Below are 26,062 nucleotides of genomic sequence, written 5' to 3'. Positions count from 1 at the left end.
CGCAGCCCGTTGCGCCCGCACCCGATGCGCAACGGCCCGCGCGTGGCGGGCCGCTTTCTGTCGGGCACCGTGCCGGGCACCGCGCCGCGCGTGATGATACGCGAGCGCCGCGCCCTGTCACCTCGCGTGCCGCTCAGTGATAGCCGATGTCGCCCTCGCGCACCTTGCCGCGAAACACGCGATACTGCATCGCGTTGTACACGAGGATGATCGGCAGCACGATGACGGTGCCGACCAGCGCGAACAACTGGCTCGAATGGCTCGACGACGCGTCCCAGATCGTCAGCGACGGCGGCACGATGTTCGGCCAGATGCTGATCACGAGCCCCGTGTAGCCGAGGAACACGAGCGCGAGCGTCAGCAGGAACGGCGTGGCCTCGTGCGCACGCTTCACCGCGTGGAAGATGCCCCACACGCATGCGACGACGAGGACCGGCACCGGCAGGAACCAGCCGAGGTTGCCGCTGCCGAACCAGCGGTGCGCGACGGCCGGCAGCCCGATCACGGTCCACAGGCTCACGACGCCCATCACCGCGAGCAGCACGCCCGTGAGCGGCTTCATCAGCAACCGCATCTTGCGCTGGAGTTCGCCGTCGACCTTCAGGATCAGCCAGCCGCAGCCGAGCGTCGCATAGGTGACGAGCACGCCGATCCCGCACAGCATGCTGAACGGCGACAGCCAGTCGAACGGCCCGCCCACGAAATGGTTGTTCTCGATCTTGATGCCCTGCAGCAGCGAACCGAGCACGATCCCCTGGCAGAACGCGGCGAGCGCCGAGCCGCCGATGAACGCCAGATCCCACATGTGCTGCGTGCGGGTGGCTTTCGCGCGCAGCTCGAACGCCGCGCCGCGGAAGATCAGCCCGACCAGCATCAGCACCAGCGGCAGGTAGTTGGCCGGCAGCAGCGTCGAATACACGACCGGAAACGCGCCATAGAGGCCCGCGCCGCCGAGCACGAGGAACGTCTCGTTGCCGTCCCACACCGGCGCGACGGTGTCGAGCATCACCTGGCGCTCGGCCTTCGCATCGAAAAACGGAAACAGCAGCCCGATGCCGAGGTCGAAGCCGTCCAGCATCACGTAGATGAACACGCCGAGGCCGATGATCGCGGCCCAGACGACAGGAAGATCGATGTGCATGGTTACTCCGCCTCGGTGACGTTCAGCGGCGTGGACAGCGCGCTCTTGCGCAGCCCCGGATGCCGGTGCAGCTCGATGTACCCGGCCTGGGCGGCCGGCCCGCGCTTCATCAGTTTCATCATGTAGTAGATACCCGTTCCGAATACCAGGAAGTACACGACCACGAAAATCAGCAGCGATACGCCGACCTGCTGCGCGGTGAGCGGCGCGACCGAATCGATGGTGCGCAGCACGCCGTACACGGTCCACGGCTGGCGCCCGACCTCGGTCGTGATCCAGCCGGCCAGCAGCGCGACGATGCCCGACGGCCCCATGCACACGACGAGCCACTGGAACCAGCGCGTCTCGTACAGGCGCCCGCCCTTTCTCAGCAGCAGCCCGAGCAGCGCGGTCAGCAGCATCAGCATCCCCAGGCCGGCCATGATCCGGAACGTCCAGAAGATGATCGGAGAATACGGGCGATCCTGCGGCGCGAATTCCTTCAGCCCGCGGATCTCGCCGTCCCAGCTGTGCGTGAGGATCAGGCTGCCGAGGTGCGGCACCTGGATCGCATAGCGCGTGGTTTCGGCCTGCATGTCGGGCAGCCCGACGAGGTTCAGCGCGGTGCCGCCCTTCTCGGTTTCCCACAGCCCCTCGATCGCCGCGATCTTCGCCGGCTGGTATTCGCGCGTGTTCAGCCCGTGCGCGTCGCCGACGAAGATCTGGATCGGCGCGAGCACCAGCAGCATCCACAGCGCCATCGAGAAGCTGCGCTTCACCGGCTCGTCGCGGCGGCCCTTCAGCAGGTGCCACGCGCCGCACGCGGCGACGATGAAGCCCGCGACGATGAACGCCGCGATCGTCATGTGCGCGAGCCGGTACGGAAACGACGGGTTGAAGATCACCTTGAACCAGTCGACCGGCACGACGAGGCCGTTTTCGATCTTGTAGCCTTGCGGCGTCTGCATGAAGCTGTTCGACGCGAGAATCCAGAACGTCGAGATCAGCGTGCCGACCGCGACCATCAGCGTCGCGAAGAAGTGCGCGCGCGGGCTGACGCGCTGCCAGCCGAACAGCATCACGCCGAGGAAGCCGGCTTCGAGGAAGAACGCCGTCAGCACTTCGTACGTGAGCAGCGGCCCCGTGATGTTGCCCGCGACGCGCGAGAACCCGGACCAGTTGGTGCCGAACTCGTACGCCATCACGACGCCGGAGACCACGCCCATCCCGAAGCCGATCGCGAAGATCTTCGACCAGAACTGAAACATGGATTTGTAGGCGGCGTCGCCGGTGACGAGATAGCGCCATTCCAGCACTGCCAGAAAGCTCGCCATGCCGATGCTGATCGCGGGGAACACGATGTGGAACGACACCGTGAATGCGAATTGCAATCGGGCGAGATGGAACGCATCGAAGATTTCCATGACCGTAATTTGCTCGTGGTTTGTGAGGACGTACGCTCGAAGCAGGAAATCGCGCGACGGCTTGGCGGCGACACATGCGAACGCAACCGGTCGCTCGCACGGCATCGAAGCGTGAATGACGATATCGCGTTTGCAACGATACTCGCAATCATTCGGACGTGCGCTGAAACTGTGATGCCCGCTCCGCCAAAGATGTGTGCACGGAAAACACTTTCCGTGCCGGCGGGACGCTCAGCTGTACTGCTTTCCCCGTTGCGGCGCTGTACCTGCGGTGCGCTGTTCGCTCCACTTAACATGTGATGCAACGCCAGCCCGCGGCGGTCGCGCGCCCTTCGGCGCCCCGCCCGGCGGCATCGATTCCCGTCGTTCGGCGCATGCGCCGAGCCCGGCCGGCCCGCCGGCCGCCCCGCCTGGAGAAACCTGCATGGAGTCCTGCATCCGCCGCGACGATCCGACCGGCAGTACCGCGTGTCGGGTGACGCGCCATCGTGCCGGCGACGCGCGCGACACCGTCGATCGCGTCGTCGACGAGACGCCGGTTGCACTCGTGTTCAACGGCATCTCGCACACGGTCATGATGGCGACGCCGATCGACCTCGACGCGTTCGGCCTCGGCTTCGCACTGAGCGAAGGCATCGTCGAGCGCGCGTCGGACGTCTTCGATATCGAGAGCGAATGCCGGCCCGGTGGCGCCGAAGTGCGGCTGACCGTGTCGCAGCAGGCGTTCATGGCGCTGAAGGCGCACCGCCGCGCGCTGGCCGGCCGCACGGGCTGCGGCGTGTGCGGCATCGAAAGCATCGCGCAACTCGACCTGCAGCCGCCGCGCATCGCCGCCGCCGGCGCGGCCGCGGGCATCGGCGCCGACGCGATCGCACGCGCCGCTCGTGCATTGCCGGCCCGGCAGACGCTGATGCGCGAGACGGGCGGCATCCACGCGGCCGCGTGGTGCGACCGCGACGGCGCCGTGCTCGACGTGTTCGAGGACGTCGGTCGCCACAACGCGCTCGACAAGCTGATCGGGCAGCTCGCGCGCCGCCGCGCCGACTGGAGCGCGGGCTTCGTGTTCCTGTCAAGCCGCGCAAGCTACGAACTGGTGCGCAAGGCCGCGCGGGTCGGCATCCCGATGGTCGCGACGATCTCGGCGCCGACGTCGCTCGCGATCGACGTCGCCCGCGAAGCCGGCGTGCGGCTGCTCGGCTTTTGCCGCAACGACGGCTTCGTCGAATACGTGTCGCCCGCTGTCGCGCCCTTCCACTCAACGGCGCCCGCACCGGCGCACCCGGCCCATTCGTCATGAAACACCTGCTCGATTTCGATACCGCGCAGCAGCAATTCGCCGGCGCGTTCGCGCCGCTCGACAGCACCCGGTCCGTGCCGATCGCGCAGGCAGCCGGCCACGTGCTGGCCGCGCCGCTGACCGCGGTGCTCGACCAGCCGCCGGCCGACCAGAGCGCGATGGACGGCTATGCCGTGCGGCACGTCGACCTCGCGCACGGCGAGCCGCTGCGCGTCGCACAGTGCTGCTATGCCGGCGACACGCCCGCGCCGCTCGCACCGCGCACGGCCGCACGCCTCTTCACCGGCAGCCTGATTCCGCCCGGCGCCGACACCGTCGTGATGCAGGAGCATGCGCGCGAACAAGCGGGCGACGTCACGTTCGACGCGCCCCAACGCAGCGGGTCGCACATCCGCCGCCGCGGCGAGGAAGTGCGCGCCGGCGATCGGCTCGTGCCGGCCGGCGTGCGGATGGGCGCGATGCACGTTGGCGTCGCCGCCGCGCAAGGGTTCGCGCGCATCGACGTGCGTGCGGCGCTGCGCGTCGGTATCCTGACGACCGGCGACGAGTTGATCGCGTGCGGCCAGCCGCGCGCGCCGCAGCAAATCTACAACAGCAACGCGCCGATGCTCGGCGCGCTGGTGGCGGGCACCGGCGCCGACGTCGCGATGAGCGTGCACGCGGCCGATACGGCGGCCGCCGTCGATCGGGCGCTGCGCGACCTGCACGCGCAGTGCGACCTCGTGATCTGCGTCGGCGGCGCGTCGGTCGGCGACAAGGACCTGCTGCGCCCCGCGCTGGCCGCACTCGGCGCGTCGCTCCTCGTCGCCGGCGTGCGCATGAAACCCGGCAAGCCGGTCGCGCTCGCACGCCTCGATGCGCGGCCCGTGGTGCTGCTGCCCGGCAATCCGGGCGCCGCGATGACGGCGTTCGCGCTGTTCGTCGCGCCGCTGATCCGCCGCCTGCAAGGGCGCGACACGTGCCTGCCGGCCGTGCCGTCGCTGCCGATCGACACCGGCTTCGAGCCGGATGCGCAGCGCGATCGGTTCGTGCGCGTGTGCTGTACGGTGGGCGCCGACGGCGCGCCGGTGCTCGACACGTTGCGCCAGCAAGGCGCCGGCACGCTGCAGTCGCTGGTGCAGGCCAGCGGGCTCGCGCGGCTGCCGGCCGGGAGCAGCATCGCGCGCGGCGACGCGGTACCGTATTACGAATTCGCGCGCTGGCTCGCATGAGCACGACGCCGAATACCCGCCCCATGCGGCGCCTTCGGCCGATTCGCCGTGCGTGCCGAACCTCCCGCGCGGCGAACTGTATTCCTGCCATTCGGGCGCGATTGTGTCTCTGCCGACGAAACCCGGCGGACTATGCTCACGATGAGGCTCGTCACGACCTGTGCGCCGACACGTCGGCACCCGCACGGCCGGGCGGCGACGCCCCTCCGCTTACTTCATGCAGGCCGACGACCCGATCGTGAATGCCATCGTTTCCGCCGCGCCGGCCGCCGCCGCTTTATCCGGCGGCGCGTCACCCGGCGCTTCTCCCCGCCCGTTCGACACGCTCGGCCGCCCGCTGCGCGACATGCGCCTGTCCGTCATCGACCAGTGCAATTTCCGCTGCGGCTACTGCATGCCGCGCGAGAGCTTCGGCGCCGACTACGCGTTCATGCCGTCGTCCGAGCGATTGTCGTTCGCGCAACTGGAAAAGATCGCGCGCGCCTTCACGTCGCTCGGCGTCGAGAAGATCCGCATCACGGGCGGCGAGCCGCTGCTGCGCCGCCACCTCGAAGCGCTGATCGAACGGCTTGCCGCGCTGACGACCGTCGACGGCAAGCCCGTCGAAATCGCACTGACGACCAACGGCTCGCTGCTCGCCGCGAAGGCACGCACGTTGCGCGACGCGGGACTGACGCGCGTGACCGTGAGCCTCGATGCGCTCGACGACACGGTGTTTCGCAGGATGAGCGACGCCGACGTGCCCGTCGCGCGCGTGCTGGCCGGCATCGAGGCCGCGCAGGCGGCCGGGCTCGCGCCGGTCAAGGTCAACGCGGTGATCGAGCGCGGCGTGAACGACGACCAGATCGTGCCGCTCGTGCGGCACTTCCGGCATACGGGCGTGGCCGTGCGTTTCATCGAATACATGGACGTCGGCGGCGCCAGCTTCTGGTCCGGCGACAAGGTGGTGCCGGCCGCGCGGATGCGCGAGCTGATCGACGAGCACTATCCACTCGTGCTCGTCGGCGAACCGGGGCACGACGCCACCGCGATCCGTTGCGCGCACATCGACGGCGCCGGCGAAGTCGGCTTCATCGCGAGCGTGTCGCATCCGTTTTGCGGCACCTGTTCGCGCGCCCGCGTGTCGGCTGACGGCCAGCTCTATACGTGCCTGTTCGCGACGCAGGGCACCGACCTGCGGCCGTGGCTCGACGAAGCGACGTCGACCGCCGACCTCGCCGCCGCCGTGCGCGAACGCTGGACGCGACGCGACGACCGCTATTCCGAGCGCCGGGCCCTACGGCCGGCCCGCGCGCCGGGCAAGACCTATCCGACCGTGCGCATGTCGCTCGTCGGCGGCTGACGGGCCGCCGCGCGATACAGGATGCGCCGCCCACTGGAGAACCTGTCATGACCACTTTCACCGAATCCCGCGCCGGGCTGCCGGACGATCCGCTGCGCGCCGGCAGCTCCGCGCCGCCCGTCGACCCGACCGAACCCTACCCCGAAGCGGCGCCCGCGATTGCCGCCGGCTTCGAGGTGCGCGTGCAGCATGCGCCGATCGACGCGGGCGCGGAACTCGCGCCGATCGTTCGTAATCCGAATGTCGGTGCGGTCGTGAATTTTCTCGGGGTCGTGCGCAAGGAAGGCGATGTGGACGACGTCGTCGCACTGGAAGTCGAGCACTATCCGACGATGACCGAACAGGCGCTGTGGAGCATCGTCGAGGAAGCGACCGCGCGCTGGCGGCTCGAAGCGGTCAGGATCGTGCACCGCGTCGGCCGCATTCCGCTCGGCCAGCCGGTCGTGCTGGTCGTGGTGGCCGCCGCGCATCGCGCGTCCGCGTTCGACGCGTGCGAATTCCTGATGGATTTCCTGAAGACCCATGCGCCGTTCTGGAAGAAGGAGATCCGGCACGACGGCGAATCCGGCTGGGTCGAGGCGAAGGCGCGTGACGACCAGGCGATGCGACGCTGGGGCTGATTGCGTTCGCTTCGCGTTTCCGATTCCGCCGCTCCTGCTCGAGACATCCCAATGAAACTGACGATCAAATACTTCGCAAGCATTCGCGAACGACTGGCAATCGACGAAGAAACCGTCGAGATCGATGCCCGCGAACTCACCGTCGACGCGCTGCGCGGCACGCTAGCCGCGCGTGACGCGCGCAGCGCCGAAGCACTGCGGATGGACCGCCCCGTACGCGCGGCCGTGAACCTCGAAATGGTGACGGGGGAATTCGTCGTGCGGGAGGATAGCGAGGTTGCGTTCTTTCCGCCGGTGACGGGGGGATGACGGGACGCGCGGGGACGCGGGCTCGCATGCAGTCGTTTCGACGCGACGACCGCGAACGCGGTCGTCGGCGCCGGCCGGGAAAAACAAAGCCGGCACGAGGCCGGCTGTGTCATCGAAGCGCGGCGTACCGCGCGCGTCCATTCACCGCATGCATGCCGTGGCCAGCTTCCCGACCGTGATCACCGCCTGCTCGATCTCCGGCGACCACGGGCTACTGTAGTTCAGCCGGATGAAGTTCCGGTAATTGTCCGTGATCGAGAACATGTAGCCGGGCCCGATCGTGATCCCCTGCTCCAGCGCGAGCTGATACAGTCGCATCGCATCGACCTGCGCGGGCAGCTCGACCCACAGCACGTACCCGCCCGCCGGGCTCGAAATGCGCGTGCCCTCCGGAAAGAACCGCGACACCATCGCGCGCATCAGGTTCGCCTGCTGCGCATACGCCTTCCGGATCCGCCGCAGGTGATGCTCGTAGCCGTCGCGTTCGAGAAACTCCGCGATCGCCAGTTGCGGCAACGACGGCGTCGCCAGCGTATTCAGGAATTTCAGCTTCTCGACCTGATCTCGGTAGCGGCCCGGCAGCGCCCAGCCGATCCGGTACGCGGCCGTCAGGCTCTTCGAGAACGACGAGCAATGCAGCACGATCCCGGTCCGGTCGTAGGATTTCAGCGAACTCGGATGCGTATCGCCGAAATACAGTTCGTTGTACACGCCGTTCTCGATGATCGGCATGCCAGCCTTCGTTGCGAACTCAACCAGTTCGCGTTTTCGCTCGTCCGGCATCTGGAAGCCCAGCGGATTCTGGAAATTCGGCATCACCATGCACGCAGCGATCGGCTGCGACTTCGCGATCGCGGCCAGTGCCGCGATGTCGATCCCGTATTCCGGATGCGTGGCCACCTCGATCGCCTTCATCCCCATCCGCTCGATCGCGTGCAGCATCGCGTAGAACGTCGGTGATTCCACCGCGATCGTGTCGCCCGGCTTCGCCACCGCCTGCAGGCACAGGTTGATCGCCTCCGTCGCGCCGACCGTCACGATGATCTCGTTCGGGTCCACCGACATCCCGTTTTCCAGGTAGCGGCGTGCGATCTGCCGGATCAGCCGCGGATGGCCCGGCGGTAGCCCGTCGGTCACGCCCCACAGCGACTTGTCGCGACCGGCCGCGTACGCATAGCGGTTCAGTTTCTCGAACGGGAACAAGCTCGGGTCCGGATACGGCGAACCCAGCGGCACCGCGTCGTCCGTGCCGATCGAGCGCAGCGTCGACAGCACGAGCCGGCTCACGTCGACCGACGACGAGATCGCGATCGGCTTCGACGGCCGCAGCTCGCGCACCGGCGCATGGCCGTCGTCGCGCCGCAGGTTCACGAAATAGCCGGACTGCGGCCGGCTTTCGAGCAGCCCGCGGCTTTCCAGCAGCAGATACGCGTGCAGCACGGTCGTGATGCTGATCCGGTGTTGCTGGCTCGCCTGCCGCACCGACGGAATCCGATCGCCGTGCCGGTACACGCCCTGGCGGATCAGGCGCTCGATATCGTCCGCGAGTTTTTCATAGAGTTTCATCGTGCGTCTCCTGCCGGCACGCGCCATCGCACCGCTTCGCCGTGTGCGTCCCATACGCACGTGTTGCAGATGTTTCGCCCGCCGACCGGGCCGCCGTGATTCCTGATCTTTCCCTCCGGTTTTGCCTTTTCCATCGCACTGGCTCTCTCTTGAAGATGCGCCGGCAGGGTTCCGATACGGCTGGATCTGCAGCACTGTGCACTTGATGGTGGAATCTTAAGAGAAGAACAGTTGGCGGCGAGTACACACATCGAGCGCGCGAACAAGAGTACAGTTCGGCGCGAATCGCGCATCGCGGGGGAACTGTACGTCTTATGAAATGGCCGGACGGCCGGTTGGCCAGCACCGCGCGGCCGAATCGGCCCGGGATGCCCGCCCACGCTTCACCGGCACGGCGCGCGCCGGGGCGCCGTTGCCGATCGGCGGGCGCCATTCGGTGGTGTTTTCGGAAGTCGCGCGTGCGGTCGACCTGCTCGTCAGCGTGTCCGTGTCCACGTTCGCGCTCGACGACGATGCGCCCCGTACGGCGGCCGGTGCCCGCGCGACGAATCCGGTCCGCCAGCGCGATATCGGGACGCAACGCTGGCGCCGCCTGAACCGCTTGTAGGATTTACCACCGGGTGTGATGGCGCGACAGCGCAGGCAGGTGCTGTCGTCGTATTCGTCGAATCGGTTGCGCACGGCAAGATCTCGTTCGACGAGCGCGGCGACCTGATCAAGCCGCCGTACACGCTGTTCCGTGTCGAACAAGGACAGTGGCGCAGCATTCGCACGGTCGGCGGCGCGTCGAACTGATCGACGCCGAGCGGCAGGCGGCAGGCGGCGTCATCGCGCCGTCTGCTGCCGCTGCACCTCCTGCGCTTTCATCTGCAGATACGCGCCGCGCTCCACTTCATGCAGTTGCTGCGGATACTGCTCGGTCGCGTCGAACCAGCGCGCGAGGCGCTGGTCGAGCGGCTTGTCGAGCGTCGCGAGGTAGGTGTCGATCGCGAGGTAGTAGCGCATCGTGTTGCGCTCCAGCAGCCCGCGCACGCCGCCGATGTACTGCGGCTGCGCGGCCGACGCGCCGCTGGCGGGCGTGAACCCGACCTTGTCGCTGCCGACCGTCGCGAGGTAGGTCTTCATCGCCATCCGGCCGACCGTGCCGAAACCATACGAATACGTGAGGTGCAGGAACGTGCGCGACGCGCCGACCGGCACGGCTTCGAGCGCAATCCGGTAATCCTTCGTGCCCATCGGGCCGCTGTCGGCGGTCAGGTCGACCTGGAAATAGTCGGGCGTCGCGGCCGCCACGCGATAGCGGAACTGCACGCGATAGGTATCCGACAGCTTTTGCTCGACCTTGCGGCCGAGGTTCACGTCGAGCACCGGGCCGTTGCCGCCGCTCGACGCACGACAGTACTTCGTGTTCAGGTGCAGGATCAGCACCGCGCACCAGTTCGCGGGGCCTTGCGCGGGATCGTTGAGCTGGCCGTTCACCACCGCGAACGGATAATCGACGACCGCATAGATGTCGCCCTTCAGCGAAGACGACGCTTCCGACGATTCGAGCACCACCGGCCGGTGAAACGCGTTGTCCTTCAGTTGCGCGCCGAGGCTGCGATAGCGCTCGAGCAGCGCGGCCGCGCCGTTCGCGCCCTCCGCGCCGAACGACAGCGCGCTCCATCCCACGCACACGGTCACGACGAGCGCGCGCCAGGCGCGGCGCGCCAGCCGCGTGCCGCGCGAAGCTCCGGATGTCTCCATGTTGGTACTCCCTGGCGCACGATGGTCGCGCGCATGTGTCACAGAATACGCCTGCCTGCTATGCGGTGCGGCATGCGGCGCGTTCGTCATCGGCCGCGCTTCACCGGCAGCGGCAAGCGCGCGGCGGTGATCCGGATCGGCGTCGCCAGCCATGCGCGATCGTCCCGGCGATCGCCGAACAGCTTGCGCGCCGATACCGTACCGGCCGCCGCGATCTGCTCGACGATGAAATCGACGTACCCTGGCTCGATGCCATAGCGATCTCCGGAATCGAAAATTCGTCTGACCTGCGTCGATGCCGTGCCGTTCCACTCATTTGTCGATACCGAACGCGCTCGACATCTGCCGTGCCCGCTTCACGTCGTCGCCATGCAGATAGATCGACGTCGTCGAGATCGACGCGTGCCGCAGGTTGTCGCGCACCGTCGTCAGCTCCGCGCCGCGCGCCAGCGCGTGCGTCGCATGCGTATGCCGCATCCAGTGCGGGCTCGCCTGGCGCAGCTTGTGCGCGAGCGCCGGGTTGTCGGCTTCGACGGCATCGGCCGTCTGCGCGAAGAAGCGCTGCATCACCTTCCACAGCCGCACGCTCGTGATCGCGGCCGCGTCGTCTTCCGCGAGGCTCGGAATCAGCGGCGTATCGGGCCGCCAGCGCGCCGGCGTGACCGGCAACCGGCGCGCGACCAGATAGCGATCGAGCGCCGTGCGCGCGAGCGGCGGCAGCGCGACGCGGGCGGCCTTGCTGCCCTTGCCGACGACCTTCAGCCACGCGTCGCCGTGCGCGTCCGTCTCGATGTCGCCGAGCGTCGCGCCGACCAGTTCGCTCGCGCGCAGCCCGGTCGCATAGCCGAAATCGAGAATGAAGCGCAGCCGTTGCGCGGCGGCCGGCGTCCAGCCCGACCGCGGCGCACCATCGGCCGTGCGCTTGCCGAATTCGAGCCCGTCGGCGATCGTGCGGACCAGCAGCCACTCGCCTTCGGTGAATGCATGCGACGTATCGAGTGCGGTCACGCCGCGCGTGTCGCGCACCTTCACGCCCGCGAACGGATTCGCGAGCAGGTAGCGCTGCTCGATCAGCCAGCGGAACAGCGCGCCGAGCACCGACAGCGTATACGCCGCCGATCGCGCGGACAACGCACCCGAGAACGGCCGCCAGTCGGGCGCGCCGCGCGGCCGCACGGGCCCGACCCAACGCTCGTGCGGCGTCGGGCGGCGGATGAACGCGCGATAGGCGAGCGCGTCCTCGGTCGTCAGCGACGACAGCGCGCGGCCGCGCTCGACGATCGCCCACAGGATCAGCCGCTCGGCCTCCTTGCGGTACGCGCGCCGCGTCGCGGCCGATTCGTGCAGCGACAGCCACGCGTGCACGGCCGCGTAATCGTTGTCCGCGTCGAGCGTGCAGGTCGCGCGCGGCGCGCGGAACGTGCCGGCCGAGCCGTCGACTTCGTGCGGCAGCTTCAATTGCTCCCACGGCACGATGCTGCCGCGCGGCGTCGCGGCGATCAGCGCACGCGCCCGTTCGGTCAGGTCCGGATGCGCGGCGAAGAACGCCTCGATGCGCCGCGCGCCGGCCATGCCGAGGCCCGCGATCGTGCGCCACCACTGGCGCCGGCGCGGAATCCGCACCGTCAGGTCGGCGAGCGTCGCGATGCCGTGCGCACGCAACGCAACGACCGCGCGTGCCGGCAGCCACAGGCCGACGTCGTCGCCCATCTGCGGGACCGGTGCGCGCGCATGACGCAACTGGCCGATCGCGTCGGTGGCCGCTTTCGCCTGCCGCAAACGCTCACCGTCCGGATGGCCGAGCCGTTCCACGAGATCGGGGCGGCCGACCTGCCGCGCGACGCGCACGAGGCGGCGGCGAATCGCGCCGATCACGCCGCGCGCCGAGCGCCCGTCGCCGAGCCGGTCGGGCAGATAGCGCTCGACGGCCTGGCGCACGGCCATGCCCGCGTACCACGCGCGCAGTGCGGCCAGTTCGTCGGCGTCGGGAAAGCCTGCGGGCGCAGGCGTGGAATCGGGGGAAAGCTGTGCAGTGAGGCGCGGTTTCATGGGCGCCAGTTTGACAGAAGCGCGGGCGGCCGGGTACGTCGCGCGCGAACCTCCAGAACGCAACGATGCGCGTGCGCGACCCCGAACCCTCCTCCGGGCATCACGCGAGCGCATCGGACCGTTCGAACCGACCTCAACCCGTGACGACAGGCGTGCGGCGCACTTCGGACAGGTAGATGAGAATCAGCGACACCCACACGATTCCGTACAAAAACATGAAGCAGGTCGTGCGCACGCGCAGCAGGTCGAGCAACATGCCGAACAGGATCGGCAGCAGGAAACCGCCGAGCCCGCCCGCGAGCCCGACGATGCCGGTGACGACGCCCATATTGTCCGCGAAATCGTCGGCGACGTACTTGAACGTCGAGGCCATCCCGAGCGCGAACACCGCACCGAGCACGAAGGTCAGCGCGACGAAGCCGGCCACCGGCATCGCGACGTTCAGCGTCGCGGTGCCGTCGATCGTGTGGATCACGAAATCGGTCGCCGGATACGACAGCAGGAACAGCGCGATCCACGCGACCCACAGCCCCCACCACGTGACCGCATGCGCGCCGAAGCGATCGGACAGCGCGCCGCCGAGCGCGCGCAGCACGGAGCCCGGCAGCGAAAAGCCGGCCGCAAACGCGGACGCCATCACCAGCGACATCCCGTATTCGCTCTTCAGGTACTGCGGGATCCACAGCGACAGCGCGGTGAAGCCGCCGAACGTGATCGAATAGTACTGGCAGAGCCGCCACACGCGCGGGTCGCGCAGCACCTTGAACGAATCGAGCATCGATCCGCCGCGCTTGCCCGCGCCCGGATCGGGCGCCGACGCGAACCAGAAGATCAGCGCCGTGACGAGCAGCGCGACCGCGTAGATGCGCGGCACGACGCGCCAGCCGTACGCGTCGAGCAGCACCGGCGTGACGAACAGGTTGACCGCCGCGCCGCACGTCCCCGCGCCGAACACGCCCATCGCAAGCCCGCGCCGCTGCGGCGGGAAAAAGCGCGCGACATACGGCGTGCCGACCGCGAACGACGCACCGACGCAGCCGAGGAACAGCCCGATCAGCAGGAACTGCCACAGCTGCGTCGCGTAGCTGACGACATAGACGGGCACCGCGCACACGACGAGCAGCACCGTCATCACGATGCGACCGCCGAAGCGGTCAGTCCAGGTGCCGAGCGGCAAACGCATCAGCGCGCCGGTCAGCACCGGCGTCGACGTGAGCATCCCGAACTCGGTGCTGTTCAGGCCGAGATCGGCGCGCAGTTGCACGCCGAGCACGCCGAACATCATCCACACGACGAAACACACCATGAATGCGAGCGTGCTCGCGGCCAGCACCGACCACGCGCGCAGCGGGACGGCCGGCGCGCTCACGACCGGCCCGGCGTTACCTTGTTGAGTTGCCATACGTCAACCTCGTTTTCATTGGACCAGCGGCCCGTTCGCACCGTCGAAGGTCACGCCTTCGACCCGTGCGCCGCCCGCGAGAATCGCCACGTACTGCCGCATCGCCTGCTGCCGTACGCGCGCGGCCAGGTGCGCGGCGATCTGATCGGCTGCTTCGTCGAACGGCACCGCATCGCCCGGCACGCGGCGCTCGATGCGCACGATGTGGAAGCCGAAGCGCGTGTTGACGAGCTTCGGCAGCACGCCGATGCTGTCGGTGTCGAACAGCGCGGCCTCGAATTCCGGCACCGTGTCGCCGCGCAGCAGTTGCCCGAGGCTACCGCCGACTTCGGCCGACGGACAGTTCGACGATGCGCGCGCGACCGTCTCGAACGTATCGGGCGCGGCCACGATGCCGGCGAGCGCCCGTTCCGCGCGCTGCCGCAGCGGCGCGAGCGGCACGCGGTCCGTCATCGCGAACAGCACGTGGCTCGCATAGACGATGTCGTTGCGGCGAAAGCGCGCCGGATGCCGCGCGTAATAGCGCTCGCACGCCTCGCGGTCGGGGTCGGGCACGTGTGTGAGTTCGCGTCCGAGCAATGCGTCGACCGCCGCGTCGTCGAGCGCCGCGCTTTCGTCGAGCAGCGCGAGCGACACCGCGCGCTGCCGCAGCAATTCGCGCACCGCGAGCGCGCGCCGCGCCGCATCGAGCGGATCGGGCGCATCGCCGTGATGCGCGGCTTCGGCCGCGATCGCGTCGTTGCCGATCGCTACGCCGTTGACCGTGAGCGGCGCCGTGACGACTTCGGAGAGAACGTCGTTCATGCAGCCTCCTCAGCGCTTGCGCACGAGCTGGTACGGGCGGATCAGGTACGCGACCGACGCGATCCCGCTCCAGACGTGCACCATCCGCGTGAACGGCGATACGAGGAAGATCGTGAAGCCGAGCAGGATGTGCAGCCGGTACGTGAGCGGCACGCCGACGAGCAGGCTCGCGATGTCCGGACGGAACGTGACGACGCCCTTCACGTAATCGGTGAGCTGTTCGAACATCACGCCGTCCATGTGGCGCGTCGACAGCACGACGGTGCCGAGCCCGAGCGCGAGCTGCACCCACAGCATCAACACGATCAGGATGTCCGACGTGCGGCTGTTCTTGCGGATGCGTGCGTCGCCCAGGCGGCGCCAGATCAGGATCGTCAATCCGATGATCGCCGCGACGCCGGCCGCGCCGCCCGCAACCATCGCGACTAGCTGGTGCCCGGACGCCGACAGGAACGGCGACACGAGCCAGTGCGGCGCCAGAAAACCGCCGAAGTGCCCGAGCACGACGACCAGCACGCCCCAGTGGAACAGGTTGCTGCCGAGTCGCAGCATGCCGTGGCGCAGCAGCTGTGATGAATCGCTTTTCCACGTGTATTGCTCGCGGTCGAAGCGGATCAGGCTGCCGACCAGCAATACGGCGAGACAGATGTACGGGTAGATCCCGAACAGGAACTGATGCAAGTAAGCGTTCATGTCATTCCCCAATTGGGCCCGCGCTCACGCGCCGCGGGCCGGCCGCTTGTCGTGGAACCGCACGGTCTGCTCGGTCGACGCCGGCGTTGCCGCGCCGACGAAGCGCACGGCCTCGTCCGCATACGACGCGTCGAGCGTGCGGTAGTCGTCGGCACTCGGCCGCTCGGCGGCAACGTCGTCGTCGGCAGCGTCGGGCGCGTCGGCCGGCGCGAGCCCGGCCATCGGCAGCAGCGCGCCGACGACGAAGCTGTAATGGCTGCCGCGCTGCGCGAGCTGGCCGGCCAGCGCGCTCAGGATCTCGCCGGTTTCGGCGAGCAGCTTGCGGGCATCGGGCGCCGGCAGCCGCGACAGGTATTCGAGAAACACGGGCAGGTAGTCGGGCAGCTCGCCCGGGTTCAGGAACAGCCCGTGCCGCTCGTACATCTGCAGCAGGTCGACCATCGCCTGCCCGCGGTCGCGCGATTCGCCGTGCACGTGCTCGAACAGGTACAGCGACGTCGCGCGGCCACGGTCGAACAGCCCGACGTAGTTCTCCTGCAGCGTCAGCAGATCGCGCTCGCGCACGTACGCAAAAAACCGGTAGAGGCCCGCGCGCACCGCTTTCGGCAAACGCGTGCGCTCGCGCAGGTGCGCGTCGATCGAATCGAGCGCGGCGACCAGCGATTCGTCGGGATAGTCGAGCAGCGCCGCGAGCGCCGCATAGGTCGGATCGGGTGCGGTGCTCGTCATCGGGCAGCCTCGTGAATCGGAATCGTCTTGTTGCCCTTCCTCGGGCTGAACAGGCTCGTCTCGGAACGGCCGTCCGAGCAGCCGTTGCCGAACGAAAAGCCGCACGACGCGCGCAGGTCGTACGCGTTCTCCGCGTATTCGCGGTGGGTGGTCGGGATCACGAAGCGATCCTCGTAGTTCGCGATCGCCAGATAGCGATACATCTCCTCGACCTGCGCGAGCGACAGCCCGACCTGATCGAGCACGCCGCGCGCATCGATGCCGTCCACGTGGCGCGCGCGCATGAACGCGCGCATCGCCAGCAGCCGTTCGAGCGCGCGCTTCACGGGCGCCTCGTCACCGGCCGTCAGCAGATTGGCCAGATAGCGCAGCGGAATGCGCAGCGATTCGACGTCCGGCAGGTAGCCGTTCATCCCCAGGTCGCCGCTATTGGCGGCCGCGTTGATCGGCGACAGCGGCGGCACGTACCACACCATCGGCAGCGTCCGGTATTCCGGATGCAGCGGGAACGCGATCTTCCAGTCGATCGCCATCTTGTAGGTCGGCGAACGCCGCGCGGCGTCGATCCACGCGGCCGGCACGCCGTCGCGCTCGGCCTGCGCGATCACGGCCGGATCGTCCGGATCGACGAACAGCGACAGTTGCGCTTCGTACAGATCCTTCTCGTTCGCGGCACTGGCCGCCTCGCCGATCCGGTCGGCGTCGTACAGCAGCACGCCGAGGTAGCGGATGCGGCCCACGCAGGTTTCCGAGCACACGGTCGGCTGGCCGGCCTCGATGCGCGGATAGCAGAAGATGCACTTCTCGGCCTTGCCGCTCTGCCAGTTGTAGTAGATCTTCTTGTACGGGCAGCCCGACACGCACATGCGCCAGCCGCGGCACTTGTCCTGGTCGATCAGCACGATGCCGTCTTCCTCGCGCTTGTAGATCGAGCCCGACGGGCACGACGCGACGCACGCCGGGTTCAGGCAGTGCTCGCACAGGCGCGGCAGGTACATCATGAAGGTGTTCTCGAACTGCCCGTAGATGTCCTTCTGCACGTTCTCGAAGTTGATGTCCTTCGCGCGCTTCTCGAACTCGCCGCCGAGGATTTCCTCCCAGTTCGGCCCCCACTCGATCTTCTCGAGCCGCTGGCCGCTGATCACCGAACGCGGCCGCGCGACCGGCATCGCGCGCGTGTTGCCGGCTTCCTGCAGGTGCGCGTAATCGAATGTGAACGGCTCGTAGTAATCGTCTATCTCGGGCAGGTGCGGGTTCGCGAAGATCTGCGCGAGCAGCCGCCACTTGCCGCCGAGGCGCGGCTCGATCCTGCCGTCCGCGCGCCGCTGCCAGCCGCCGCGCCAGCGATCCTGGTTCTCCCAGTCCTTCGGATAGCCGATGCCCGGCTTCGTCTCGACGTTGTTGAACCACGCGTATTCCATTCCTTCGCGGCTCGTCCACACGTTCTTGCAGGTCACCGAGCAGGTATGGCAGCCGATGCACTTGTCGAGGTTCAGCACCATCGCGATCTGTGCGCGGATTTTCATGACGTTTCTCCGATGCGAACGGCCTGCGTTGTCGGGTCGCTCGCGGCGTCTTCCCCGTCGAGCCAGTCGATCCTGTTCATCCTGCGCACGATCAGGAACTCGTCGCGATTCGAGCCGACCGTGCCGTAGTAGTTGAAGCCGTACGACAGTTGCGCATAGCCGCCGATCATGTGAGTCGGCTTCAGCGCGATGCGCGTGACCGAGTTGTGAATGCCGCCGCGCGTGCCGGTGATCTCGGATCCCGGCGTGTTCACGATCTTTTCCTGCGCGTGGTACATCATCACCATCCCGGACGGAATCCGCTGGCTCACGACGGCCCGCGCGCACAACGCGCCGTTCGAGTTGTAGCACTCGATCCAGTCGTTGTCGGCCGCGCCGATCGCCTTCGCGTCGTCCTCCGACATCCATACGATCGGGCCGCCGCGCGACAGCGTCAGCATCAGCAGGTTGTCGGTGTACGTGCTGTGGATCCCCCACTTCTGATGCGGCGTCAGGAAATTCAGCACGCGCTCCGGGTTGCCGTTCGAACGCTTGCCGACCATGTGCGCGTAGCTGCCGGTGTCGATCGGCGGCTTGTATGCGCACAGCGATTCGCCGAACGCGCGCATCCACGGGTGATCCTGGTACAACTGCTGACGGCCGGTCAGCGTGCGCCACGGCACCAGCTCGTGCACGTTCACGTAGCCCGCGTTGTACGACACGTGCTCCGATTCAATCCCGCTCCACGTCGGCGACGAGATGATCTTGCGCGGCTGCGCCTGGATGTCGCGAAAGCGGATCTTCTCGTCCGCGCGCGCGGCGGCCAGGTGCGTGTGGTCGATACCGGTGATGCCGGACAGCGCGCGCCATGCCTTCACCGCCACTTCCCCGTTGGTCTCCGGCGCGAGCGCGAGAATCACCTCGGCCGCGTCGAGCGCGGTGTCGATGCGCGGGCGGCCTTGTGCAGCGCCTTGAGCGACCGTGTAGTTGAGCTCGCCGAGCAGCTTCACTTCATCCCGCGTATCCCACCCGATGCCCTTGCCCGCGTTGCCGAGCTTGTCCATCAGGGGCCCGAGCGACGTGAAGCGCGCATACGTGTTCGGGTAGTCGCGCTCGACCGCGATCACGTTCGGCATCGTGCGACCCGGCACCGGTTCGCATTCGCCGCGCTTCCAGTCCTGCACGTCGAACGGCTGCGCGAGCTCGCCCGGCGTGTCGTGCGCGATCGGCGCGAGCACGACGTCGCGCTCGACGCCGAGATGCCCGTCGCACAGCTCGGAGAAGCGCTTCGCGATCCCCTTGAAGATCTCCCAGTCGCTCTTCGATTCCCATGCAGGATCGACCGCCGCCGACAGCGGATGAATGAACGGATGCATGTCGGACGTGTTCATGTCGTCCTTCTCGTACCACGTCGCGGTCGGCAGCACGATGTCCGAATACATGCAGGTCGTCGACATCCGGAAGTCGAGCGTGACGAGCAGGTCGAGCTTGCCGCGCGGCGCGTCGTCGCGCCAATTCACTTCCTCGGGGCGCGCGCCGCCCGTCGCGCCGAGGTCCTCCCCTTGCACACCGTTGGTGGTGCCGAGCAGATGCTTCAGGAAATACTCGTGGCCCTTGCCCGACGAGCCGAGCAGGTTCGAGCGCCACACGAACAGGTTGCGCGGGAAGTTGCCGGGTGCGTCCGGGTCCTCGCACGCCATCCGCAGCGTGCCGGCCTTCAACCGTTGCGCGATGTCCGCACCGGCCCGCGACGGGTCGTCCAGGCTCGCGCCGACCTTCAGCGGATTCGCCGCGAGCTGCGGCGCGGACGGCAGCCAGCCCATCCGTTCCGCACGCACGTTGTAGTCGATCGGCGAGCCGTGGAACTGCGCCCTGTCCGCGAGCGGCGACAGCAGCGCGCCCGGGTCCATCGTGTCGTAGCGCCACTGGTCGGTGTGCGCGTAGAAGAACGAGGTCGCATTCATGTGCCGCGGCGGCCGGCTCCAGTCGAGCGCGAACGCGAGCGCGGTCCAGCCGGTCTGCGGGCGCAGTTTCTCCTGGCCGACGTAATGCGACCAGCCGCCGCCCGGCTTGCCGATGCAGCCGCACATGATCAGCATGTTGATGATCGCGCGGTACGACATGTCCATGTGGAACCAGTGGTTGATCCCCGCGCCGATGATCACCATCGACTTGCCCTGCGTCTTGTGCGCGTTCTCCGCGAACTGCCGCGCGACCGAGATCACGTCCGCGCGCTTCACGCCGGTGATTGCCTCCTGCCATGCGGGCGTGTAGGGCAGGTCGTCGTCGTAGCTCGCGGCCACGTCGCGCCCGCCCAGCCCCTGGTCGAGCCCGTAGTTCGCGACGAACAGGTCGTAGACGGTCGCGACCAGCATGTCGCCGTCGCGGTTCGCCACGCGCCGCACGCCGATCCGGCGCGACAGCTCGGATGCGTGCTGCGTCGAATTGAAGTGCGCATGCGGCTGGTTGCCGAAGTACGGGAACAGCACGTCGACCACGTCGTCGTGCGCGGTCGTGCACGACAGCCGCGGCGACAGCGCCGCGCCCTTCGACGTCTCGCCGCGCAGGTTCCACTTGCCCTTGTCGCTCGATCCGTCCTTGCCCTGCTGGCCCCAGCGGAAGCCGATCGAGCCGACCGGCACGACGAATTCACCGGTCGCGTCGTCGATCATCACGGTCTTCCACTCCGGATGCGCGGCTTCGTCGAGCGCGTCGTCGAAGTCGGACGCGCGCACGAGGCGCTCGGGCACGTAGCCGTCGCCGTGCGGCACGAGGCGCACGAGCGCCGGCATGTCGGTGTAGCGCTTGCAGTAGTCGATGAAGTAGTCGCTCTTGCGCGCTAAATGGAACTCCTTCAGGATCACGTGCCCCATCGCGAGCGCGAGCGCCGCGTCGGTGCCCTGCTTCGGATGCAGCCACAGGTCGCCGAATTTCGCGCCTTCCGAGTAGTCGGGGAACACCGACACGACCTTGGTGCCGCGATAGCGCGCCTCGACGAGGAAGTGCGCGTCGGGCGTGCGCGTCTGCGGGACATTGGAGCCCCACATCATGATGAACGTCGAGTTGTACCAGTCGGCCGATTCCGGCACGTCGGTCTGCTCGCCCCAGGTCTGCGGCGACGCGGGCGGCAGGTCGCAATACCAGTCGTAGAAGCTCAGGCACACGCCGCCGATCAGCGACAGGTAGCGCGAGCCGGCGGCGTACGACACCATCGACATCGCCGGGATCGGCGAGAAGCCGACCACGCGATCGGGGCCATGACGCTCGACCGTGTAGACGTTTGCGGCCGCAACGAGCTCGTTGACCTCGTCCCAGCTCGCGCGCACGAACCCGCCGAGCCCGCGCCGGCTCTGGTACGACCGGCGTGCTTCGTCGTCCTCGACGATCGAGCGCCACGCGTCGACGGCGCCCAGCGTGCGGCGGCGTTCACGCCACAGCTTCACGAGCGCGCTGCGCACCATCGGGTGCTTGAGACGGTTCGCGCTGTACAGATACCACGAGTACGATGCGCCGCGCGAGCAGCCGCGCGGCTCGTGGTTCGGCATGTCCGGGCGCGTGCGCGGATAATCGGTCTGCTGGGTTTCCCACGTGACGATCCCACCTTTCACGTAGACCTTCCACGAGCACGAACCCGTGCAGTTCACGCCGTGGGTCGAGCGGACGATCTTGTCGTGCTGCCAGCGCATCCGGTAACCGTCTTCCCACTTGCGGTCTTCGTCTGTGACAGCGCCGTGTCCATCGGAAAAGCGTGGCCTCGTGGTGGAGAAATAACGCAATCTATCCAGGAAATGGCTCATGGGGATCTCGTTTTTCCGGTCTTTTTGCAGACCCTGATTATTTAAGGAGGTGAAATGCCGGTTGTAAAGGACAATCGGATTTCGATCATTTCGCCCTGCTCACCGTGGTCGAACCCATTGTCAGACGGATCCAAATATCACAAGTTGATACAAATCACGGAATCGTTCATCTGCCCGCAACAATGAGGGCAAAGGGAGAGCGCTCGAATCGCGCCGCCTGCTATGCTGCGCGCAACAACCGCGGCCGAACGTGCGCGACCGGCTGTTTCTGCCCGGCCAGGTCATTGCGGGGGTGCCCGTCAAGCCGGACCAGCACGACAGCGTGATCTTCGGCACGACGGACGCGGCCGGCCGCACGGCGAGGATTCGCCTGCCGAAATGGCATCCGCAAAAGAAGTGGGTGTTCAACGCGGTCGTCGGCGACGGCGACCTCGGCGAGTCGTTCCATCTGATCGACCCGGGCGGCCAAAAGGTGCACGCCGGCGTCCCGTATCTGCTAGACGTGGAGAACGGATATCTGCCGTGCGGCCATTCGGATGCGAACGGCGACACCGACTACGCGCAGTCGCGCACGCCGAGCAACGTCGATCTTCCGACAGGATTCCAGACGATCGGCTGAACGACGTCGGCTATCGGCTCGCCGATGCGGGCGTCGCGGTCGAGCGCGGGCTCGCGATGATCGACACGCATCTCGCGCAATCGCCGGACGTGGCGTATGCGCTCGACAGCAAGGGCTGGGCGCTGTATCGCCTCGGCCGCAACGACGACGCGCTCGCATGGTTCGACCGCGCGATCGCAATCCTCGCGAAGGACGACGACGCGCGCGAAGCCCTGGCGATCGGGCTCGAGCGCAAGGGCGAAGTGCTGTGGAAGCTGGGCCACCGGGATGAAGCGCGCAACGCGTTCGCGCAGGCGGAGAAAATTCAGCCGGCGAACGCCGCGCTGGCGGAAACGTTGAAGCGGTTGAACGTGCAGGCGCGCTCGGCCGGTGCGACGGCGCCCGGTACGAGCCGCACGTGACGACACGCGCGGCAAGCCGTGATCGTCGGGAAACCCCACATCACGGCTGGCGCGGATCGTCGCGGGACAGCATGTCGACGTGTGCGGATGCGTTCGCCATCGCGCGCGACGCGACGCATCACTCCTCGCCTTTCGGCCCCGGGTTCAACATCACGACGAAGCCGGCCACGCCGACGATCAACGCGATGGCGCCGCCGCGCAGCATCGTCGCGGCATCGAACAACAGGCCCGTCACGACGGCCATCATTCCGGCCAGCGACATGAACACGGCGATCGCCGCGACGACGATGCGGTACTGGCGGCGTATCATCGCGCGCACCGCGTCATGCCGCGGCCGAGGCCGCCTTCACGTCGGCGTCGTCGCCGCGAATCAGCAGCACCGGGCACTTCGAGCCGCGCACGAAGCGCTCGGCGACGCTGCCGAGCAGCACGCGCCGGATGCCGCGCCGCCCGTGCGTGCCGACCACCGCGAGATCGATGCCACGCTCCTTCACGTAGCGCTGCAGCCGCTCCGCGATGTCCTCGCCGATGCTCTCGGTCTCGACCAGTTCGGCTTCGCCCTTCGCGCCGGCCAGCGCGATGATCTGTTCGGCTTCGCGCAGCACCTTGCGCCCGTCGTCGCGGATTTCCTCGACGAGCGCGTGCGGATCGATACGGCCCGCATACGTGAACAGCACCGACTTGTCGACCACATACACGACGCTGACGTGCGCGTCGCCCGCCAGCGCCACCTTCACGGCCTCGGCAAGCGCCTGTTTCGACGAAGCGCTGCCGTCGACGGCCACCATGATCTTCTCGTACATGCGAACCTCGCTGGGGTGAGTTGCCGCGCGCGCTGTCGCGTGCGGCCATGTCGTCATCATCGGCCGACAGCGGGTTCCGGTCTTGACGACGATCAAGCCGGCAAACGTCCGGCCTGCGACCGGACGACGCGGGCGCCCGGACAAGCGGCGAAGCGGAACCGGAAGTGCGAACCACGTCGTCGATCAGGCCGCCGATCCGCATGTCGGTCCGAGCGTCCGGGCGGATTCCGCCGGCTTCCGTGCTCGCGTTGCCGCTCTCGATCCCGACACGACCGAACAGCCATCGCGCCGAAGGCGCTATCATCAACCATGCGACTTTCGTCCGGCCCTTTTTTGCCGGCCCCACTTTCAACTCGCTCAACCGACATGACAACGACTATCGAACGCGTGGACGGCGCCGCCCAGCATCTCGTCGCCGCCCGCCATGCCGGCTCGCCCGGCCCGCTGTTGCCCGATGCACTGCGTCCCGACGACATCGAGACCGCGCTCGCGATCCAGCAGCGCGTGGCCGATTTGCTCGGCGAACCCGTCGGCGGATGGAAATGCGCGCTGCCGCCGCCCGATCGCGTGATCCTCGCGCCGATCTTCGCGTCGACGATCCGCGAAGCCGATGCACCGTACCGCGTCGTCGGCGGACCGATCGTGCGGATCGAACCGGAAATCGCATTCGTGCTCGATCGCGACCTGCCCGCGCGCGAGCACCCGTACGACGAAGACGACGTGCGCGCGGCGATCCGCGAGGTGCGCATCGTGCTCGAGGTGCTCGGCTGCCGCTACGCGGAGCCCGCGCGCGCGTCGAAGTTCGAGCTGCTGGCCGACGGGCAATTCAACCAGGGGCTGTGCGTCGGCCCGGTCGTGCCCGATGGGTTGAACGTGCCGCTCGCGACGCTGGCGTTGTCGTTCGAAGGCGCGCTGAACCGCACGATCGACGGCAGCCATCCGGACGGCGATCCGCTCAAGCCGCTGGTGTGGCTCGTCAATTTCCTCGCGTCGCGCGGCGACGCGGTGCGCGCCGGCCAGATCGTGACGACCGGCTCGTACGCGGGCGCGATCGACGTGCCGCTCGGCGATGTGCTGACGGTCCGCTTCGGCGAGCTCGGCAGCCTGTCGGTGACGTTGACCGCGTGACGGTTCGGTCGCTTTCACGCTCCCGTCCGCCATGTCGCTGACACCGCTTCCCGCCCTGCTCGACGCGACGCTGCGCACCGTCGCGCGCCGTTACCGGCTGCCGCCGCTCGACCGCGCGTCGGCACTGACCGACGCGACGAATCCGGCCACCGCGCTGGCGATCGTGATCGAGGAAGCGCGCAGCATGCGGGCGGACGGCCACGCGCCCGGCGCGGACTTGCGGCAGCGCTTCATCGACGCGCTCGGGCGGATGATCCGCGATGCGATGGATCCGTCGTCCGGCGATCCGTCGTTTCAGGCATCGGTGCTGCGCCACGATGCGCCGAGCGTGCGCGAATACGCGTCGTTGTCCGCGCACGCGGAGCAGGACCGGCGCGCGCTGCACTCGGCCGTCAATGCGATCGCGCACCCGGCCAAGCTCGAGCGCAGCGCCCACGCATGGCAACGCGACGGCCTCGCGCGCCTGCACGCGGCCGCGGCCGCGGCGTCGTGGGCCGAACTGCACGCGGCGCTCGCGCACCTGCTCGCGCGGCCCGAGACGGCGACCGACGCGGCATTCGAGCAGGACATCGTCAGGCTCAAGGACAGCCCCGCGCTCGAACGCATGCTGCGGCTCGATGCGCTCGCCGCGGACGAGGACGTCCGTCGCTACCGCGCGTTGTGGGTGCGGCAGGGGCCGCTCGTCGGCAGCACGGTGGCCGTCGCGCAAGGCGCCGCGTCCCAGCGGCGCGGCGCGGCCGTCGAAGCGCTGGCGGCACAGGCGCTCGACGCATTGGCGCGCCGGCTCGACGCGGCGGACGAGCAGCGTACCTACCGCGTGGTCACGTCGATGCGCGTGCCGTCGTCGATCCCGGGCCGGCACGACCGCGCGAAAACCGAATGGGACGCGATCCTGCTCGAACGGGCGCGCGGCAGCGACCCGGCGCCTGCGTGGAACGTGCGCTTCCTCGTCGAGGCGAAGGCCTCCGCGGATGCCGCGACGACCGATCTGCCGCGGCTGCTGCGCGGCCTGAACCTGCTCGCGCAGGCGGATCCCGACACGGTCTATGCATTCGAGACGCACCAGGGCACGGTGCGCGTGCATGGCGCATCGCTGCACGCATTGACGACCGACGAAGCGGCGCTGCCGCGCGAAGTACTGTATTGCTGCGACGCGTCCGCGGACGCGACGCCGCGCCTGCTGGGCGCTGCGAGCCGGATGCAGTTGCTGTCCGCGCAGGCGAGCCTCGAATACGCGAGCGCGCTCGCGCGGCGGCCGGACGCCGATCCGGACGGCCTCGGCGTCATCTGGCATGCCCTGCTGACGCTGCCGCAATGGCAAGCCGTGCTGCATCAGTACCCGTCGTTGCGGCAAGTGCGCGAGCTGATGGTGGCCATCGACGATTTGCGCGCCACGCTCGACGAAATGAACGACGGAGGCATCGCCAGCAGCGTGTGCGCGTGAGGCGCGGGCACGGCCGCGACGCTCGCGCGCGCCCGGCTCGGTTGGCGCCCCGC

Annotated in this window: 23 protein-coding genes; 9 read left to right on the top strand and 14 right to left on the bottom strand. The window is 68.2% G+C overall.

Annotated elements, in window-relative coordinates; all coding sequences use genetic code 11:
• Positions 1–133 precede the first annotated feature (133 nt).
• Both cydB and KPB06_RS07610 read right to left on the bottom strand, forming a co-directional pair.
• Positions 134–1,141, bottom strand: coding sequence for a cytochrome d ubiquinol oxidase subunit II (cydB, locus tag KPB06_RS07615; RefSeq protein WP_059574936.1), 1,008 nt, complete (start codon positions 1,139–1,141; stop codon positions 134–136).
• Positions 1,142–1,143: 2 nt separating this feature from the next.
• Positions 1,144–2,544 (bottom strand): cytochrome ubiquinol oxidase subunit I, encoded by a 1,401-nt coding sequence (locus KPB06_RS07610; protein ID WP_059574934.1) that lies wholly within the window; start codon positions 2,542–2,544, stop codon positions 1,144–1,146.
• Between the two features lie 424 nt (positions 2,545–2,968).
• On the opposite strand from KPB06_RS07610, the gene fdhD reads away from it, so the two are divergent.
• From fdhD to moaD, 5 genes are all read left to right on the top strand, one after another.
• Positions 2,969–3,841 (top strand): formate dehydrogenase accessory sulfurtransferase FdhD, encoded by an 873-nt coding sequence (gene fdhD, locus KPB06_RS07605; RefSeq protein WP_059574932.1) that lies wholly within the window; start codon positions 2,969–2,971, stop codon positions 3,839–3,841.
• Positions 3,838–5,052, top strand: a complete 1,215-nt coding sequence (locus tag KPB06_RS07600) for a molybdopterin molybdotransferase MoeA (RefSeq protein WP_059574930.1) — start codon at positions 3,838–3,840, stop codon at positions 5,050–5,052. Before fdhD ends, KPB06_RS07600 begins: the two co-directional genes overlap by 4 nt.
• A 217-nt stretch (positions 5,053–5,269) precedes the next feature.
• Positions 5,270–6,394: a GTP 3',8-cyclase MoaA gene (gene moaA, locus KPB06_RS07595; RefSeq protein ID WP_059574928.1), complete on the top strand. Its 1,125-nt coding sequence runs from the start codon at positions 5,270–5,272 to the stop codon at positions 6,392–6,394.
• A 47-nt stretch (positions 6,395–6,441) separates the two neighbouring features.
• A complete protein-coding gene (locus KPB06_RS07590) occupies positions 6,442–7,014 on the top strand; it encodes a molybdenum cofactor biosynthesis protein MoaE (protein ID WP_059574926.1) in 573 nt (190 codons plus the stop codon).
• A gap of 51 nt (positions 7,015–7,065) precedes the next feature.
• On the top strand, positions 7,066–7,323 hold the full coding sequence (gene moaD, locus KPB06_RS07585) for a molybdopterin converting factor subunit 1 (protein ID WP_059574924.1): 258 nt from the start codon (positions 7,066–7,068) through the stop codon (positions 7,321–7,323).
• 141 nt (positions 7,324–7,464) lie between these two features.
• On the opposite strand, the gene KPB06_RS07580 is transcribed toward moaD, so the two are convergent.
• From KPB06_RS07580 to KPB06_RS07535, 10 genes are all read right to left on the bottom strand, one after another.
• Positions 7,465–8,889, bottom strand: a complete 1,425-nt coding sequence (locus KPB06_RS07580) for an aminotransferase-like domain-containing protein (RefSeq protein WP_059574922.1) — start codon at positions 8,887–8,889, stop codon at positions 7,465–7,467.
• A 312-nt stretch (positions 8,890–9,201) separates the two neighbouring features.
• Entirely contained in the window at positions 9,202–9,639 is a 438-nt protein-coding gene (locus KPB06_RS07575) for a hypothetical protein (protein ID WP_143328777.1), read from the bottom strand.
• A 75-nt stretch (positions 9,640–9,714) separates the two neighbouring features.
• Positions 9,715–10,635, bottom strand: a complete 921-nt coding sequence (locus KPB06_RS07570) for a hypothetical protein (RefSeq protein ID WP_060009258.1) — start codon at positions 10,633–10,635, stop codon at positions 9,715–9,717.
• Positions 10,636–10,947: 312 nt separating this feature from the next.
• Positions 10,948–12,684, bottom strand: coding sequence for a site-specific integrase (locus KPB06_RS07565; protein ID WP_275905418.1), 1,737 nt, complete (start codon positions 12,682–12,684; stop codon positions 10,948–10,950).
• A gap of 133 nt (positions 12,685–12,817) precedes the next feature.
• A complete protein-coding gene (locus KPB06_RS07560; protein WP_059574912.1) occupies positions 12,818–14,086 on the bottom strand; it encodes an MFS transporter in 1,269 nt (422 codons plus the stop codon).
• Between the two features lie 15 nt (positions 14,087–14,101).
• The gene (locus KPB06_RS07555) at positions 14,102–14,890 is read right to left on the bottom strand and encodes a peptidylprolyl isomerase (RefSeq protein ID WP_059574910.1); all 789 of its coding nucleotides are present in this window, start codon (positions 14,888–14,890) and stop codon (positions 14,102–14,104) included.
• A gap of 9 nt (positions 14,891–14,899) precedes the next feature.
• Positions 14,900–15,583 (bottom strand): respiratory nitrate reductase subunit gamma, encoded by a 684-nt coding sequence (gene narI / locus KPB06_RS07550; protein WP_059574909.1) that lies wholly within the window; start codon positions 15,581–15,583, stop codon positions 14,900–14,902.
• A gap of 24 nt (positions 15,584–15,607) precedes the next feature.
• Positions 15,608–16,312, bottom strand: coding sequence for a nitrate reductase molybdenum cofactor assembly chaperone (gene narJ, locus KPB06_RS07545; protein WP_059574907.1), 705 nt, complete (start codon positions 16,310–16,312; stop codon positions 15,608–15,610).
• Positions 16,309–17,838: a nitrate reductase subunit beta gene (narH, locus tag KPB06_RS07540; protein WP_059574905.1), complete on the bottom strand. Its 1,530-nt coding sequence runs from the start codon at positions 17,836–17,838 to the stop codon at positions 16,309–16,311. Before narH ends, narJ begins: the two co-directional genes overlap by 4 nt.
• The gene (locus KPB06_RS07535; RefSeq protein ID WP_059574902.1) at positions 17,835–21,614 is read right to left on the bottom strand and encodes a nitrate reductase subunit alpha; all 3,780 of its coding nucleotides are present in this window, start codon (positions 21,612–21,614) and stop codon (positions 17,835–17,837) included. Before KPB06_RS07535 ends, narH begins: the two co-directional genes overlap by 4 nt.
• Positions 21,615–21,864: 250 nt before the next feature.
• Between KPB06_RS07535 and KPB06_RS07530 the strand changes: the two genes are divergently transcribed.
• Positions 21,865–22,233: a hypothetical protein gene (locus KPB06_RS07530; RefSeq protein ID WP_275905419.1), complete on the top strand. Its 369-nt coding sequence runs from the start codon at positions 21,865–21,867 to the stop codon at positions 22,231–22,233.
• Between the two features lie 56 nt (positions 22,234–22,289).
• Complete coding sequence (locus KPB06_RS07525; protein WP_059574898.1) at positions 22,290–22,634, top strand: tetratricopeptide repeat protein; 345 nt, start codon at positions 22,290–22,292, stop codon at positions 22,632–22,634.
• A 118-nt stretch (positions 22,635–22,752) separates the two neighbouring features.
• Here KPB06_RS07525 and KPB06_RS07520 read toward each other — a convergent pair whose 3' ends face one another.
• Positions 22,753–22,944: a DUF2964 family protein gene (locus tag KPB06_RS07520; RefSeq protein ID WP_059640780.1), complete on the bottom strand. Its 192-nt coding sequence runs from the start codon at positions 22,942–22,944 to the stop codon at positions 22,753–22,755.
• A 13-nt stretch (positions 22,945–22,957) separates the two neighbouring features.
• Positions 22,958–23,437 carry a universal stress protein gene (locus tag KPB06_RS07515; RefSeq protein WP_124659122.1) on the bottom strand — a complete coding sequence of 160 codons (480 nt, stop codon included), beginning with the start codon at positions 23,435–23,437 and terminating at the stop codon, positions 22,958–22,960.
• A 366-nt stretch (positions 23,438–23,803) separates the two neighbouring features.
• Here KPB06_RS07515 and KPB06_RS07510 point away from each other — a divergent pair, with 366 nt between their 5' ends.
• Both KPB06_RS07510 and KPB06_RS07505 read left to right on the top strand, forming a co-directional pair.
• Entirely contained in the window at positions 23,804–24,565 is a 762-nt protein-coding gene (locus KPB06_RS07510; RefSeq protein WP_275905420.1) for a 2-keto-4-pentenoate hydratase, read from the top strand.
• Positions 24,566–24,596: 31 nt separating this feature from the next.
• Entirely contained in the window at positions 24,597–26,009 is a 1,413-nt protein-coding gene (locus KPB06_RS07505; RefSeq protein ID WP_059574890.1) for a hypothetical protein, read from the top strand.
• Positions 26,010–26,062: the final 53 nt, after the last annotated feature.

This window comes from Burkholderia semiarida (assembly GCF_029268935.1).
Taxonomy (GTDB): Bacteria; Pseudomonadota; Gammaproteobacteria; order Burkholderiales; family Burkholderiaceae; genus Burkholderia; species Burkholderia semiarida.
The sequence above is the reverse complement of the archived record's forward strand: the minus strand, read 5'-3'. Positions and strand labels throughout refer to the sequence as shown.